The sequence below is a fragment of the Variovorax gossypii genome (genome assembly GCF_003965815.1).
Classification (GTDB): domain Bacteria; phylum Pseudomonadota; class Gammaproteobacteria; order Burkholderiales; family Burkholderiaceae_C; genus Variovorax; species Variovorax gossypii.
The window spans coordinates 847,980-863,048 of the sequence record NZ_RXOE01000001.1 but is presented as its reverse complement, the minus strand read 5'-3'; the positions used below and the strand labels follow the sequence as shown (position 1 = coordinate 863,048).

The window sequence follows — 15,069 nt, the reverse complement described above, 5'->3', positions numbered from 1 at the left end:
GTCATTTCCGACCCCTCATCAAAGGAGCTTCACCCATGGCCCAGACCCGCATCGCCGTCATCGTCGGCAGCCTGCGCAAGGATTCCTACAACCACAAGCTGGCCCTCGCGCTGGCGCACCTCGCGCCCTCGGACTTCACCTTCGAAACCCTGCGCATCGACGACCTGCCGCTGTACAACCAGGACGACGACGGCAACCAGGCTGCATCCGTGAAGCGCCTGAAGACGGAGATCGCGGCGGCCGACGGCCTGCTGTTCGTTACGCCCGAATACAACCGTTCCATTCCCGGCGTGCTGAAGAACGCCATCGATCATGCCTCGCGCCCCTACGGCCAGAGCGCCTGGGCGGGCAAGCCGGCCGGCGTGGTCGGCATCTCGGTCGGTGCCATCGGCACCGCGCTGGCGCAGCAGCACCTGCGCAACATCCTGGCGTATCTCGACGTGCCTACGCTGGGCGCGCCCGAAGTGTTCCTGCAGGCCAAGGAAGACCTGTTCGACGACAAGGGCCACATCGGCAACGAAGGCTCGAAGAAGTTCCTGCAGGGCTGGATGGACAAGTACGTGGCCTGGGTGAAGAGCCACGCTGCCTGACCGAACCCGGTTCGACCCGGACGCAAGAAAGCCGCCCATCGGGCGGCTTTTTTGTTCGCGCAGGAGCGCGTTCTTCAGGCTGCGATCGCCGCGTCGCGCTGGTTCGCGGCTTCGGCCGTCGCCACCAGGATGTCGGCGCGGGCCGATGCCAGGGCGCCGTTGCGGGCTTCATCGCCCATCGCCACGCCTTCGGCGCGAACGATGCGCACGTCGGTGATGCCGAAGAAGCCGAAGACCGCCTTGAGGTAGCTCTCCTGGTGTTCCATGGCCTGGCCGCCTTCGCTGGTCGAGTAGACGCCGCCGCGGCTGGAGGCCACGATGATGGTCTTGCCGCCGGCCAGGCCCACGGGGCCCTTGTCGGTGTACTTGAAGGTGCGGCCGACCTGGCCGAGGCGGTCGATCCAGGCCTTCAGCTGCGTCGGGATCGAGAAGTTGTAGAACGGCGTGCCGATGACGACCACGTCCGAGGCCAGGAACTGGCTCACGAGCTTTTCGGACAGGGCGTTCTCGCGCACCTGGGCTTCGGTGGGCTGGGCTTGCACGCCGATCTTGATGCCCAGCGCGTCGGCGCCGAAGTGCGGGGGGGTGTCGACGGCCAGGTCGAGGTATTCGACGGCGGTGTCGGGGTGGGCGGCGCGCCATGCGGTCACGACTTCGGCCGAGAGCAGGCGCGAGGTCGAGTTGGTGCCGAGGATGCTGGAGTCGATGTGGAGCAGCTTCATTTCAATCAATCACTTTCTGTGTTGGCTGTCGGCGCTCAATGTGGCCGGCGGATGTGAGAATTCTATTTTTCGACCGAGTGGGTGATAAGTAGCCAAAATTTGCCTACATCGTTCCATCTGCAGGACAATGACTGCCATGCAAGACCTCAACGACATGGTTTTCTTCGCCGAAGTGGCCGAGCGCGGCGGCTTCGCGGCTGCCAGCCGGGCAATGGGCATTCCGAAGTCGCGCCTCTCCCGCCGCGTGGCTGAGCTGGAAGAGCGCCTCGGGGTGCAGCTCATGCAGCGCAGCACCCGGCGGCTGTCGCTCACGCCGGCCGGCGAGATCTACCTGAGGCACGCGTCGGCCATGCGCGACGCGGCGCAGGCGGCGGCCGAGGCGGTGGCCCAGGTGCAGACCGAGCCCAGCGGGCTGGTGCGGCTGAGCTGCCCCGTCACCATCGCGCACAGCGGGCTGGCGCAGCTCATGCCGGTGTTCATGGAGCGCTACCCGGCGGTGCGCATCGACATGAAGGTGATCAACCGGCCGGTCGACCTGATCGAGGAGGGCATCGACATCGCCCTGCGGGTGCGTCCCGCCATCGAGGACAGCACGGTGCTGGTGGCCAAGACCTTCGGCTACAGCCGCGGCGTGCTGGTGGCGAGCCCGGCGCTGCTGGCGCGGCATGGCCCGGTGCAGACGGTGGCCGACCTGGCGAAGCTGCCCACGGCGGCCATGTCGGTCAACGGGGAAGGGCGCAGCGACTGGCGGCTGGAAGGCCCGAATGGCGAGAGCCTCGTCCACTCGCACACGCCCTTGTACGTGGCGGACGACCTCGCCACGCTGCAGTTCGGCGCGCTGGGTGGCATCGGCGCGACCATGCTGCCCGACTACATGTGCCGCGCCGACGTGGAGGCCGGCCGGCTGGTGCGGCTGCTGCCGGGCTGGGGCCCCCCGCCGGTGGTTGCGCACATGGTGTTCCCGGCGCGGCGGGCGCTGGTGCCGGCGGTGCGCAAGCTGATCGACTTCCTGATGGAACACCTGCAGAGCGCGGACATGCGGATGTTCTAGCTCCGGGGCCGCCCCGGGGCTGGGCGGTCTCGTTATGCGGAAAACGTCATATCCAAACAAGCAGATATTCGTTTGGCATTGAAGCAAGGGTTCGCACAATCCGGGACTCTCATCCAATCCAGGAGCGACCATGGCTACTCTGCGTCTCGGCGACACCGCCCCCAATTTCACCCAGGATTCGAGCGAAGGCCCCATCGACTTCTACCAGTGGGCCGGCGATTCTTGGATCGTGTTCTTCTCGCATCCCGCCGACTTCACCCCCGTGTGCACCACCGAACTCGGCAAGACCGCCGCGCTGTCGGGCGAATTCGCCAAGCGCGGCGTGAAGCCCATCGCGCTGAGCGTCGACCCGGCCACCAAGCACAAGGAATGGATCGGCGACATCAACGACACGCAGAACACCACGGTCAACTTCCCCATCATCGCGGACGCCGACCGCAAGGTGGCCGACCTGTACGACCTGATCCACCCGAACGCCTCGGCCACGGCCACCGTCCGCAGCGTGTTCATCATCGACCCGAAGAAGGTGATCCGAACCACCATCACCTATCCGGCGTCCACCGGCCGCAACTTCGACGAGATCCTGCGCGTCATCGACTCGCTGCAGCTCACCGACAGCCACAAGGTCGCCACGCCCGTGAACTGGAAGGACGGCGACGACGTGGTCATCATCCCGGCCATCCAGGATCCGGCCGAGCTGGCGGAGCGCTTCCCCAAGGGCTTCAAGGCCGTGCGCCCGTACCTGCGCATCACGCCGCAGCCGAACAAGTAAGCGGGCAGGGCGGCTCAGTCATGCAGACGCGTGTTGTCATCGTGCCGGGGTGGCGCGACTCCGGGCCCGGCCACTGGCAGAGCCTGTGGGAGGAGCGCATTCCGGGCGCCGCGCGCGTGGTGCAGGACGACTGGGCCTCGCCCAAGCGCGAAGCCTGGGTCTCGACGCTGGCGAAGCTGGTGCTGGAGAGCGACGGCCCGGTGGTGATCGCGGCGCACAGCCTGGGATGCATCGCCACGGCCCACCTGCCGCCCGAGGCCGCGGCCCGCATCCAGGGCGCGCTGCTGGTCGCACCCGCCGACCCCGAGCGCCGCGCCGTGCTCTCCGATTTCGCTCCCGTGCCGTATGCCGCGCTGCCTTACCGCAGCATCGTGGTGGCCAGTAGCAACGACCCGTACTGTCCGATCCGCCTGGCGGGCGCGTATTCGCGCGCCTGGGGCAGCGAGTTCGTGCGGATGCAGAATGCTGGCCACATCAACATCGACTCGGGGCACGGGGACTGGCCGCTGGGCCTTGCCCTGCTCCAGTCGCTGACCGACGAGCCCGCCGCATGGTCGGCGGGCCGTGAATTTTCAGAAAACCTGGCAACCACATGACTTCCAGAATCAAGACCTTCGTCGCCGTGCTCGCGCTGGCGTCCTCCGCACTCGCCGGCAGCACCGCCTTCGCACAAGGCACCGGGCTGCTGAACGCCTCCTACGACGTGGCCCGCGAGTTCTACAAGGACTACAACGCGGCCTTCGTGGCGCACTACAAGAAGGCCACCGGCAAGGACGTGAAGATCGACCAGTCGCACGGCGGCTCCAGCGCGCAGGCCCGCGCGGTGGCGGACGGCCTCGACGCCGACGTGGTCACGATGAACACCTCCACCGACATCGACTTCCTCGCCAACGCCGGCGTGGTCGCGAAGGACTGGAACAAGAAATTCCCCGAGAACGCAGCGCCGACCACGTCGACCATGCTGTTCCTGGTTCGCAACGGCAATCCCAAGGGCATCAAGGACTGGGACGACCTGGTCAAGCCCGGCGTGCAGGTCGTGATCGTCAACCCCAAGACCGGCGGCAACGGCCGCTACGCCTACCTGGCTGCCTGGGGCTACATCAAGAAGAAGGGCGGCACCGACGCCCAGGCCGCCGAGTTCGTCGGCAAGCTGTTCAAGAACGTGCCGGTGCTGGCACGCGGCGGCCGCGACGCGACCACCGCCTTCCTGCAGCGCAACATCGGCGACGCGCTGATCACCTTCGAGTCGGAAGTGGTCTCCATCGACCGCGAATTCGGCACCGGCAAGGTCGACTCGGTCTACCCCTCGATCAGCATCGTGGCCGAGAACCCGGTGGCCGTGGTCGAGCGCACCGTCAACAAGAAGGGCACCGGCGAACTCGCCAAGGCGTATCTCGACTGGCTGTATTCCGAAGAGGCCCAGGAAATCGCCGCCAAGCACGCGCTGCGTCCGCGCTCGCAGACGGTGCTCAAGAAGTACGCCTCGACCTTCAAGCCGCTGCAGCTCTTCACGGTGCAGGAACTCTTCGGCAGCCTCGGCGAAGCGCAGAAGGTGCACTTCAACGACGGCGGCCAGTTCGACAAGCTGTACACCCCCGGCGGAAAGTAAATGAGCGGCGCTGTCACTTCGGCGCTCCCGTCGGCGGGAGCGCCTTTTTCTCGTGCCAACCGGGCAGGGGGCGCCAAGCGCGTACTGCCCGGTTTCCACATCACGCTCGGCTTCTCGATCCTCTACCTGAGCCTGATCGTGCTGATCCCGCTGTCGGCGCTGGTCTTCAAGACCTTCACGCTGAGCTGGGAGCAGTTCTGGGTGGCTGTGACCGCACCTCGCGTGATGGCCTCGTACCGCCTGACCTTCGGTGCCTCGCTGATCGCCGCCATCGTGAACGCGGTGTTCGGCCTGCTGGTGGCCTGGGTGCTGGTGCGCTACAAGTTTCCGGGCAAGCGCATCGTCGACGCGCTGGTCGACCTGCCGTTCGCGCTGCCCACCGCGGTGGCCGGCATTTCGCTTACCGCGCTGCTGGCCGGCAACGGCTGGATCGGCCAACTGCTGGAGCCGCACGGCATCAAGCTGGCCTTCACGCCGGCGGGCGTGGTGATCGCGCTGATCTTCATCGGGCTTCCCTTCGTGGTGCGCACGGTGCAGCCGGTGCTGGAAGACGCCGAGAAGGAACTGGAAGAAGCCGCGACCTCGCTCGGCGCGACGCGGTTGCAGACCTTCACCAAGGTGATCTTCCCGTCCATCGCGCCTGCGCTGCTGACCGGCTTTGCCATGGCCTTCGCCCGTGCCATCGGCGAGTACGGCTCGGTGATCTTCATTGCCGGCAACATGCCGATGATCTCGGAGATTACGCCGCTCATCATCATCGGCAAGCTGGAGCAGTACGACTACGCGGGTGCCACCGCGGTCGCGCTGGTGATGCTGGTCATTTCCTTCTTGCTGCTGCTGGTCATCAACGGCCTGCAGGCCTGGCAGCGTCGCCGTTCGGGAAGCTGACATGAGTGCCCCTTCCAAAGTCGTTCGCCGCGCCCAGGCCGGCACCACCGAAGCCGCCTGGGTGCGCTGGCTGCTCATCGGCCTCGCGCTCGGGTTCATGTTCCTGTTCCTCGTGCTGCCGCTGGCCGCCGTGGCGACCGAGGCGCTGCGCAAGGGCGTCACCGCGTACATCGATGCGCTGAAGGAGCCCGATGCCTGGAGCGCCATCCGCCTCACGCTGATCACGGCCGCCATCGCCGTGCCGATGAACCTGGTGTTCGGCGTGGCCGGCGCCTGGGCCATCGCCAAGTTCGAGTTCCGCGGCAAGGCCTTGCTGACCACGCTGGTCGACCTGCCGTTCGCGGTGTCGCCGGTGGTGGCGGGCCTGATCTACGTGCTGGTGTTCGGCGCACAGGGCTGGCTCGGACCGTGGCTTTCGGAGCACGACATCAAGATCATCTTCGCCGTGCCCGGCATCGTGCTGGCGACCGTGTTCGTGACCTTCCCGTTCATCGCGCGCGAGCTCGTGCCGCTGATGCAGGCGCAGGGCACCGACGAGGAGCAGGCCGCCATCGTGCTCGGCGCGACCGGCTGGCAGACCTTCTGGCGCGTGACGCTGCCCAACATCAAGTGGGGCCTGCTGTACGGCGTGATCCTGTGCAACGCGCGCGCCATGGGCGAGTTCGGCGCGGTGTCGGTGGTGTCGGGCCACATCCGAGGCCAGACCAACACCATGCCGCTGCACGTGGAAGTGCTCTACAACGAATACCAGTCGGTGGCCGCCTTCGCGGTGGCTTCGCTGCTGGCGATCCTGGCGCTGGTCACGCTGGTGATCAAGTCGGTGATCGAATGGCGCCACGAGCGCGAGATGAAGGCCATTGCCGAGCTGCCCCCCGAGCGTCCGTCGGAAGCCTCCGCGGCCTGAGTGAACGAGAAAGAACAGAAGTCATGAGCATCGAAATCCGCAACATCAGCAAGCAGTTCGGCGACTTCCGCGCGCTGCGCGACGTGAGCCTCGACGTCGATTCGGGCGAACTCGTCGCACTGCTCGGCCCCTCGGGCTGCGGCAAGACCACGCTGCTGCGCATCATCGCGGGGCTGGAGACGGCCGACACCGGCAGCATTCTTTTCTCGGGCGAGGACACCACCGACGTGCACGTGCGCGAGCGGCAGGTGGGCTTCGTGTTCCAGCACTACGCGCTGTTCCGTCACATGACGGTGTTCGAGAACGTGGCCTTCGGCCTGCGCGTGAAGCCGCGCAAGGAGCGCCCGAGCGACGCGCAGATCAGGCAGAAGGTGACCGACCTGCTCAAGCTGGTGCAGCTCGACTGGCTGGCTGACCGCTACCCGTCGCAGCTTTCCGGCGGCCAGCGCCAGCGCATCGCGCTGGCCCGCGCGCTGGCGGTGGAGCCCAAGGTGCTGCTGCTGGACGAACCCTTCGGCGCGCTCGACGCGAAGGTGCGCAAGGAACTGCGCCGCTGGCTGCGCCGGCTGCACGACGAGCTGCACGTCACTTCCATCTTCGTCACGCACGACCAGGAAGAGGCGCTCGAGGTGGCCGACCGCGTGGTGGTCATCAACAAGGGGCAGATCGAACAGGTCGGTTCGCCGCAGGAAGTGTGGGACCAGCCCGCGAGCCCGTTCGTCTACGGCTTCCTGGGCGACGTGAACCTGTTCCACGGCCGTGCCGACAACGGCGCAGTGCAGCTGGACGGCATGCGCCTCGACTCGCCCGAGCACAGCGGCGCGCGCGACGCCAAGGCGCGTGCCTACGTGCGCCCGCATGACATCGATGTGACACGCTACGTGAACGGCGCCTCGGGCATCGTCGCCACGCTGTCGCGCGCAATTGTTGTCGGCCCCATCGCCCGGCTGGAACTTGAGCCCGCGGAATCGAATCCAGATAATCCGGGCTCCGGAACCATCATCGAAGCGCAACTCCCTGCGCAACAGTTCCGCGATCTGGGCTTGAAGGAGGGCGACACCGTCGTCGCCAATCCGCGCAAGGCCAGAGTGTTCGTAGAAGAAGATTGGGTATCTCCTTGATCGATTGGTACTTCGGCGCGCCGCGCCGCGCGTTCGGGCTGATCTGCCTTGCCTGTGTCCTGATGCTGGCCTTCGGGCTCTACCTGCAGCACGTGGTCGGGCTCGAGCCCTGTCCCATGTGCATCGTCCAGCGCTATGCGCTGGTGCTGGTGGCGCTGTTCACCGGGCTGGCCGGAGCGTTCCGCAACGTGGGGCTGCGGGTCGTGGGCGGTGTGCTGGCGCTGCTGGCCGCGCTGGGCGGTGCCTACACGGCGGCCTCGCAGAGCTGGCTGCAGTGGTATCCGCCCGAAGTCGTTTCCTGCGGGCGCGACCTCTACGGGATGATCGAGACCTTCCCGCTGAAGCGCGCGCTGCCGATGATCTTCCGCGGTGGCGGCGACTGCTCGAAGATCGACTGGTCGCTGTTCGGCCTGACGCTGGCGAACTGGTCGTTCATCGCGTTCGTGGTGCTGTCGCTGCTGCTGATTACGCTGCTGCTTCGCTCGCGCCGCGCGCGCTGAGCTCCTTCTTCAGCTCTTTCGAAGCCGCCCCCGTTCGAGGGCGGCTTTTTCACGTCGCAAGGTTCAGTTGAACCAGCCCTGGCCGGAGAAGCCGCAAGCCATTTCTTCCAGCAGGCTGCGCCAGTACCAGCGGCTCGAGCAGCTGTTGACCATGGCGGTATTCACGGGCTGAGCCTTCTCGGGCTCGGCGGCGGGCGCAACGAGGCTCAGCAGGTCTTGCTGGGCCGAGACTTCTTCCATCCCGATCTTCGAAGCGGGCGTGCCGACGCTGGCGACGATGCCCGTCGTCTGCAGCATGTCGCTGTCCTGCGGCATGTGGGCCGCGCTCGCCGCGCCGCTGAAAGCCAGCAGCGTTGCAATTGCACCGGCCAGTGCTGCATTGCGCAGCAGCGTGTTCGACTGTTTGAATTTCATGGTCGTTTCCCCTTAATTGAATGCGTCGAAAAAGAGATGCCCCGGCCGCGAAAAAGATATTCGCGGACCATTGGCATCTGCTGTCGTGGGCGGCCTGCAATGCGCTGCCCAATTGCGAATGTAGGAGTGCAATTCGCGTGCAGACAGTGCCTAAAGTCACGATCTGGCCGGGGCAGGAATCGCTGTGCGTCCGCTTGTAAGAGGATGGTGTCAATACACAGCGCGGGTCTTTAAAAGCCCTTAAGCAAACACAGCTAGGATTGTGCGAAAACCCACGCAGCTCCTTTTCTTTTTCGGCGCCGAATTCCTCGAGCGAAACAATCTGCCCCTGGCGCCTTCATTCTTTTTCTTTGCATGCCCAATAACCCGCCCCGGCGATCGCGCAAATACCTGATCGGCATTGCCGTTTTCATCGTGCTGGCCGTCATTGCCTCGTCGTTGCTGAGCCCGGCGAAGAAGAGCGAATACCTCACATCCACCGTGCAGCGCACCGATCTCGAGAACGCGGTGCTCGCCACCGGCGTGCTGCAGGCGCTCAAGCAGGTCGAGGTGGGCGCGCAGGTGAGCGGCCAGCTCAAGTCGCTGAAGGTGGTGCTCGGGCAGACGGTGAAAAAGGGCGACTGGCTCGCCGAGATCGACCCCGTCATCTCGCAGAACACCCTGGCGCAGGAGCAGGCCAAGCTCGACAACCTGCAGGCACAGAAGCTGGCGAAGGAAGTGCGCGTCAAGCAGGCGCAGCTCACATGGACGCGGCAGCAGGAAATGCTCGCGCAGGACGCGGCCGCGAAGCAGGACATGGAAAGCGCCGACGCCGAGCTGCGAGCGCTGCGCGCCGATGCTGTATCGCTGGAAGCGCAGATCCGCCAGCAGAAGCTGGCCGTGGCCTCGGCGCAGCAGAACCTTTCTTACACGCGCATCGTCGCGCCTATCGACGGCGACGTGGTCTCCATCAGCACGCTCGAGGGCCAGACCGTGGTCGCCGCCTTCCAGGTGCCCACGCTGATGAAGCTGGCCGACCTGTCGACCATGACCGTCAAGGCGCAGGTGTCCGAGGCCGACGTGGTGCGCGTGAAGCCCGGCCAGCCGGTGTACTTCACCATCCTCGGCGACCCCGACAAGCGCTACCACGGCACGCTGCGCGCGGTGCAGCCTTCGCCCGAGAAGATCAACAACGCCGTGTTCTTCAACGCGCTGTTCGACGTGCCCAACCCAGACCGCACGCTGCGCGTGGACATGACGGCGCAGGTCGCCATCCTGCTGGGCGAGGCGAAGCAGGCGCTGACCGTGCCGCTGACGGCGCTCGGCGAGCGCGACAAGGACGGTCGCCAGGAAGTGCGCGTGCTCAAGGCCGACCAGACCGTGGAAAAGCGCAAGGTGCGCGTCGGCATTTCCAACAACTTCCAGGCCCAGGTTCTCGAAGGCCTGAAGGAAGGCGACAACGTCATCACCGGTGATGCCTCCGCGGTGCCTGAGCGCGGCGAGACGGGCGACAACGGCAACAGCGGACGGGGCAAGCGCTGATGACGCAGGAGCCGAAGAAGCCACTGCTGACCCTGCGCGGCATCGGCCGCAGCTTTCCCTCGGGCGAGCAGGAAGTGCAGGTGCTCAAGGACGTGAACCTCGACATCGGCAACGGCGAGATGCTGGCCATCGTCGGCGCCTCGGGTTCGGGCAAGTCGACGCTGATGAACATCCTCGGCTGCCTCGACCGGCCGAGCACCGGCACCTATACCGTCTCGGGCCAGGACGTGGGTGCGCTCGACAGCGACGCGCTGGCCGAGCTCCGCCGCGAGCATTTCGGCTTCATCTTCCAGCGCTACCACCTGATGCAGCACCTGACGGCCACCGGCAACGTCGAGGTGCCCGCCGTGTACGCCGGCACCGACGGCCAGGCACGCGACTCGCGCGCGCGCCAGCTGCTCGCGCGGCTGGGGCTGGGCGACCGCACCGAGCACCGGCCCAGCCAGCTCTCGGGCGGCCAGCAGCAGCGCGTGAGCATCGCGCGTGCGCTCATGAACGGCGGGCAGGTGATCCTGGCCGACGAGCCTACCGGCGCGCTCGACAGCCGCAGCGGGCAGGAGGTGATCGGCATCCTGCGCGAACTCCACGCGCAGGGGCACACGATCATCATCGTGACGCACGACATGCAGGTGGCGAGCTGCACCGAGCGCATCATCGAGATCGCCGACGGCGTGATCGTGGACGACCGCCCCAACGTGCCGACCGTGGCCGCGCCAGTGCAGGCGGCAGCGCAAGCTGATACTGCAGCCCCCACGGCGATGACGAGGCCCAGGCTGGGCATCGCGCGCTTCAGCACCGGCTGGGCCCGCTTCGCCGAGGCCTTCCGCATGGCCTGGCGCTCGATGATGGCGCACCGCATGCGCACGGCGCTCACCATGCTGGGCATCATCATCGGCATCACCTCGGTGGTGTCGATCGCGGCCATCGGGGAGGGCGCCAAGCGCTACGTGCTGTCGGACATCCGCGCCATCGGCACCAACACGCTCGACGTGTATCCGGGCCGCGACTTCGGCGACGACAAGGCCACGAGCATCCGCACGCTCATACCTTCGGACCTCGACGCCATCGCGGTGCAGCCCTACGTGCACAGCGTGACGCCCACCACCTCGCGCAGCCTGCGGCTGCGCTATCGCAGCGTCGACATCAACGGCACGGTGAACGGCGTGAGCGACAGTTTCTTCCGCGTGCGCGACATGCAGATGGCCAGCGGCGCGGCCTTCACCGCCTCCGACGTGCGCCATCAGTCGCAGGTGGTGGTGATCGACCAGAACACGAAGCGCAAGCTGTTTCCCGACGGCACAGAGCCGGTGGGCAAGATCATCCTGGTGGGCAGCCTGCCGTGCACGGTGATCGGCGTGGCGCAGGAGAAGAAGACGGTGTTCGGCGACGGCAACAAGTCGCTCAACATCTGGTTGCCCTACAGCACCGGCGCGAGCCGTCTCTTCGGGCAGCAGCACTTCGACAACATCACGGTGCGCATCCGCGACGACCAGCCCACCAAGGCGGCCGAGGACAGCATCGTCAAGCTGCTCACGCTGCGCCACGGCACCAAGGATTTCTTCACCTTCAACATGGACAGCATCGTCAAGACGGCGGAGCGCACCAGCCAGTCGCTCACGCTGCTGCTGTCGCTCATCGCGGTGATCTCGCTGGTGGTGGGCGGCATCGGCGTGATGAACATCATGCTGGTGTCGGTGACCGAGCGCACGCGCGAGATCGGCATTCGCATGGCGGTGGGCGCGCGCCAGAGCGACGTGCTGCAGCAGTTCCTGACCGAGGCGGTGCTGGTGTGCCTGGTGGGCGGCCTGATCGGCGTGATGCTCTCGTACGGCATCAGCTTTCTCTTCTCGCTTCTCGTCAAGCAATGGCAAATGATCTTTTCAATCGGCGCCGTGGTTTCGGCGTTTCTCTGCGCGTCGCTGATCGGCGTGCTGTTCGGCTACCTGCCGGCGCGCAATGCGGCGCGGCTGGATCCCATCGAGGCATTGGCTCGTGAGTAGGGCGCGTCTTCTTCCGCCGGCGGTGGCGGCGGCCGTGCTGCTGCTGGGCGGGTGCACCCTGTTCAAGCCGGAGCAGCGTGCGCAGCGCCCGCTGGAGATCCCGCAGGGCTGGCAGCAGTCGGCCGGTTCGGGCAGCGCGAGCGCGGCCGCGATGCTGTCCTCCGGCTGGTGGAAGGCCTTCAACGATCCGCAGCTCGACCAGCTGATCGACAACGCGCTGCGCACCAACAACAACCTGGCCGTGGCGGGCATCCGCGTGCAGCGCGCGCAGCTGCAGGCCGGGCTGGCGAACACGAACCTCGCGCCGAGCGTGGTCGGGCAGGCCAACACCAGCCGCAGCTACGACCTGAAGCGCGGCGGCGTGGCCGGTTCCGCGTCGAGCTCGCTGGTGACGCTGAGCTACGAGCTAGACCTGTGGGGGCGGCTCTCGGCGGTGCGCAGCGCCGCCGACTGGGAACTGAAGGCCACAGAATCCGACCGCCAGGCGGCCGCGCTGGCCTTGATCGGCACCACGGCGGGCGCCTATTGGCAGACCGGCTACCTGAACCAGCGCATAGCGCTGAGCGAGGCGGGCATGGAAGACGGCCGGCGCATCCTCGCGCTGGCGCGGGTCAAGTACGCGGCGGGTGCGGTGTCGGGGTTGGACGTGGCGCAGGCCGGCCAGAACCTCGCCACGCAGGAGGCCGCGCACACGCAGCTGCTGCAGCAGCGCGTGGAGGCGCGCAACGCGCTGGCGATCATCTTCGACCAGCCGCCGGAGCAGATGGCCGCTGAGACGACGCAGCTGCCCGACACCGCCTTGCCCGTCATCGATGCCGGCGTGCCCGCGAGCCTGCTGGGTCGCCGCCCGGACCTGCGTGCCGCCGAGCAGAGGCTGCGCAGCGCATTGGCGAACGTCGACGCCACGCGCACCGGCTTCTATCCGGCGCTGAGCCTGACGGGCTCACTGGGCACCTCGAGCGCCGCGCTGGGCGAGCTGCTGAAGAACCCCGTGGGCACGCTGGGCGCAGGGCTGACGCTGCCGTTCCTGCAATGGAACACCGCGCGCCTGACCGTGGCGGTGTCGCAGACGCAGTACGAAGAAGCAGTGGTGGGCTTCCGGCAGTCGCTCTATACGGCCTTGTCGGAGGTCGAGAACGCGCTCTCGTCGCGTGCGCAGCTTCGCGCCGAAAGCGAAAAGCTGGCGCTGGCGCTGCAGGAGGCGCAGCGTGCCGAGCGCCTGTCGGAGGTGCGATACCGCGCGGGTGCGACCGCGCTGCAGCCGGTGCTCGATGCGAAGGACAGGCGCCGCACGGCGGAGGTGTCGCTGGCCCAGAACCGGCTGAACCAGCTCAACGCGACGATGACGCTCTACAAGGCGCTGGGCGGCGCGGCCGAGGCGTCATAGCGCATCTGCTCCCTCTCCCTCTGGGAGAGGGAACAAGGCATCAGTCCTGGAACGGCGGCTTCTTCGCCAGCTTGCGGAACAGCAGCAAGGGCAGCCGGAGGACGAATTCGATCATCAGCCGAGCGTGCATCCAGGTGAGCAGCACGTTGTCGCGGCCGTAGCGGAAGTGCGAGACGCCGCCTTCCTCGGCCGTGAGGTACTTCACCGGCGCGTCGATGTTCACCGGCTTGACGCCGCGCCATGCCAGCCGCACGACGGCCTCGGTGTCGAAGTCGAAGCGCCGCATCCAGGGCTGGCGTTCCATCACCGCGATCAGGTCGGCCACGGGATACACGCGAAAGCCGTAGAGCGAGTCGCCGACGCCCGCGAACAGGGTCTCGAGCTGCGTCCAGCCGTTCGACACGCGTCGTCCGCGCACGCGCAGCAGCGGCGCGCTGGCGTCGAACACCGGGCGGCCCAGCACCATGGTCTCAGGGCGCCGCAGCGAGGCCTGCATGAAGGCGGGGATCAGGTCGGCCGGATGCTGGCCGTCGGAGTCCATCGTCAGCGCGTGAGTGAAGCCCGCCTCCTTCGCGGCGCGCAGGCCGTGCAGCACCGCCGAGCCCTTGCCCTGGTTCTGCGGCAGCACCCACACGCGCAGGCCCGGATCGCCCTCGGCCATCTGCTGCAGGCGCTCGCCGGTGCCGTCGTCGCTGCCGTCGATCACCACCCACACCGGGCTCCACTGCGCGCGGGCGGCGGCAACCGTCGAGAACAGCCGCTCGCCGGTGTTGTAGCTGGGGATCAGGACAAGGTGTGTGCGCGAGGCGTCTGGCATTCGGGGGACGCGTCGGTGGCGCGCTGTTCCATGTTTTGTCGGAAGTATTGTTCGAGTTCGGCCTGCAGCACGTCGCTGTCCTGCGTGGGCGCGAAGCGCTTGCCCAGCCGCAGCCTGAAGACGATGGGCAGCGGCGGCACGCGCCACAGCGGCCAGCCCTTGGCGAGGTAGGGCGAGTCGGTGTCGATGAACACCGTTTGAATGGGCGCCTGCGCCAGCTTGGCGATCAGCGTGGTGCCGGGGCGGAAGGGGTTGAGCGGCGGCGTCACCGTGCGCGTGCCCTCGGGAAAGATCACCAGTTGCCCGCCATTGCGCAGGTCGTTCACTGCCAGGCGAACCATCGTGCGCGCCGACTTGTTGCTGATGTAGCGCGCCAGCCGGGCGCCCGCGCCCAGGAAGATGTTGCCCATCAGGTCGGCCTTCATGATGCAGGCGCTGCGCGGCAGCCGCGCCACAAGCAGCAGCGCGTCGAGCATGGTCGGGTGGTTGGCCACGAAGATCACGCCGGGCTCCTTGCGCATCGGGTCGAGGCAGGTGGCATCGATGCGCATCATGCCGGTCACCGAGGCCAGCCACCAGAACATGCGGTAGGCGAAGGCGATGGTCATGCGGCCCAGCGTGCGCGCGGGCCCCGCCGGCATCACCGGATGGATGAGCATGGCGAAGAGGTTCCAGACCAGGGAGATCAGGCCGAGGAACAGCAGCAGCGCGTAGAGCATCAACGCGAGCGGAATCGATGTGAGAAGTCTCAGCACGCGGGTCATTGGATCGGT

The 15,069-nt window shown here is 67.0% G+C and carries 16 protein-coding genes; 12 read left to right on the top strand and 4 right to left on the bottom strand.

Annotation, left to right across the window (positions count from 1 at the left end):
- The first annotated feature begins 35 nt into the window (after positions 1–35).
- On the top strand, positions 36–590 hold the full coding sequence (locus EJP69_RS03930) for an NADPH-dependent FMN reductase (RefSeq protein WP_093302779.1): 555 nt from the start codon (positions 36–38) through the stop codon (positions 588–590).
- A 74-nt stretch (positions 591–664) separates the two neighbouring features.
- Here EJP69_RS03930 and EJP69_RS03925 read toward each other — a convergent pair whose 3' ends face one another.
- Positions 665–1,312 carry an FMN-dependent NADH-azoreductase gene (locus tag EJP69_RS03925; RefSeq protein WP_093195389.1) on the bottom strand — a complete coding sequence of 216 codons (648 nt, stop codon included), beginning with the start codon at positions 1,310–1,312 and terminating at the stop codon, positions 665–667.
- 136 nt (positions 1,313–1,448) lie between these two features.
- On the opposite strand from EJP69_RS03925, the gene EJP69_RS03920 reads away from it, so the two are divergent.
- From EJP69_RS03920 to EJP69_RS03885, 8 genes are all read left to right on the top strand, one after another.
- Positions 1,449–2,363 (top strand): LysR family transcriptional regulator, encoded by a 915-nt coding sequence (locus tag EJP69_RS03920; RefSeq protein WP_093195608.1) that lies wholly within the window; start codon positions 1,449–1,451, stop codon positions 2,361–2,363.
- Positions 2,364–2,493: 130 nt separating this feature from the next.
- The gene (locus tag EJP69_RS03915) at positions 2,494–3,135 is read left to right on the top strand and encodes a peroxiredoxin (RefSeq protein ID WP_093195388.1); all 642 of its coding nucleotides are present in this window, start codon (positions 2,494–2,496) and stop codon (positions 3,133–3,135) included.
- Positions 3,136–3,155: 20 nt separating this feature from the next.
- Positions 3,156–3,731: an RBBP9/YdeN family alpha/beta hydrolase gene (locus EJP69_RS03910; RefSeq protein ID WP_093195387.1), complete on the top strand. Its 576-nt coding sequence runs from the start codon at positions 3,156–3,158 to the stop codon at positions 3,729–3,731.
- Positions 3,728–4,744: a sulfate ABC transporter substrate-binding protein gene (locus EJP69_RS03905; protein ID WP_093195386.1), complete on the top strand. Its 1,017-nt coding sequence runs from the start codon at positions 3,728–3,730 to the stop codon at positions 4,742–4,744. Before EJP69_RS03910 ends, EJP69_RS03905 begins: the two co-directional genes overlap by 4 nt.
- Positions 4,745–5,632 carry a sulfate ABC transporter permease subunit CysT gene (gene cysT, locus EJP69_RS03900; protein WP_093195385.1) on the top strand — a complete coding sequence of 296 codons (888 nt, stop codon included), beginning with the start codon at positions 4,745–4,747 and terminating at the stop codon, positions 5,630–5,632.
- Between the two features lies 1 nt (position 5,633).
- Positions 5,634–6,536: a sulfate ABC transporter permease subunit CysW gene (gene cysW / locus EJP69_RS03895; protein ID WP_126468781.1), complete on the top strand. Its 903-nt coding sequence runs from the start codon at positions 5,634–5,636 to the stop codon at positions 6,534–6,536.
- Between the two features lie 23 nt (positions 6,537–6,559).
- A complete protein-coding gene (locus EJP69_RS03890; RefSeq protein WP_093195383.1) occupies positions 6,560–7,657 on the top strand; it encodes a sulfate/molybdate ABC transporter ATP-binding protein in 1,098 nt (365 codons plus the stop codon).
- A complete protein-coding gene (locus tag EJP69_RS03885) occupies positions 7,654–8,157 on the top strand; it encodes a disulfide bond formation protein B (RefSeq protein WP_093195382.1) in 504 nt (167 codons plus the stop codon). The genes EJP69_RS03890 and EJP69_RS03885 overlap by 4 nt, the downstream gene beginning before the upstream one ends.
- Positions 8,158–8,220: 63 nt before the next feature.
- Here the strand turns inward: EJP69_RS03885 and EJP69_RS03880 are convergent, their stop codons facing one another.
- Positions 8,221–8,571, bottom strand: a complete 351-nt coding sequence (locus EJP69_RS03880) for a hypothetical protein (protein WP_093195381.1) — start codon at positions 8,569–8,571, stop codon at positions 8,221–8,223.
- Between the two features lie 354 nt (positions 8,572–8,925).
- Here EJP69_RS03880 and macA point away from each other — a divergent pair, with 354 nt between their 5' ends.
- Genes macA through EJP69_RS03865 form a run of 3 tightly spaced genes read left to right on the top strand, consistent with a single transcriptional unit; the run spans position 8,926 to position 13,479 of the window.
- On the top strand, positions 8,926–10,092 hold the full coding sequence (gene macA, locus EJP69_RS03875; RefSeq protein ID WP_126468780.1) for a macrolide transporter subunit MacA: 1,167 nt from the start codon (positions 8,926–8,928) through the stop codon (positions 10,090–10,092).
- Entirely contained in the window at positions 10,092–12,092 is a 2,001-nt protein-coding gene (macB, locus tag EJP69_RS03870; protein WP_126468779.1) for a macrolide ABC transporter ATP-binding protein/permease MacB, read from the top strand. The genes macA and macB overlap by 1 nt, the downstream gene beginning before the upstream one ends.
- Positions 12,085–13,479: an efflux transporter outer membrane subunit gene (locus EJP69_RS03865; protein ID WP_126468778.1), complete on the top strand. Its 1,395-nt coding sequence runs from the start codon at positions 12,085–12,087 to the stop codon at positions 13,477–13,479. The genes macB and EJP69_RS03865 overlap by 8 nt, the downstream gene beginning before the upstream one ends.
- A 40-nt stretch (positions 13,480–13,519) precedes the next feature.
- Here the strand turns inward: EJP69_RS03865 and EJP69_RS03860 are convergent, their stop codons facing one another.
- Together EJP69_RS03860 and EJP69_RS03855 are read right to left on the bottom strand one after the other, a co-directional pair.
- On the bottom strand, positions 13,520–14,296 hold the full coding sequence (locus EJP69_RS03860; protein WP_126468777.1) for a glycosyltransferase family 2 protein: 777 nt from the start codon (positions 14,294–14,296) through the stop codon (positions 13,520–13,522).
- Complete coding sequence (locus EJP69_RS03855) at positions 14,263–15,060, bottom strand: lysophospholipid acyltransferase family protein (protein WP_093195377.1); 798 nt, start codon at positions 15,058–15,060, stop codon at positions 14,263–14,265. Before EJP69_RS03855 ends, EJP69_RS03860 begins: the two co-directional genes overlap by 34 nt.
- Between the last annotated feature and the right edge of the window lie 9 nt (positions 15,061–15,069).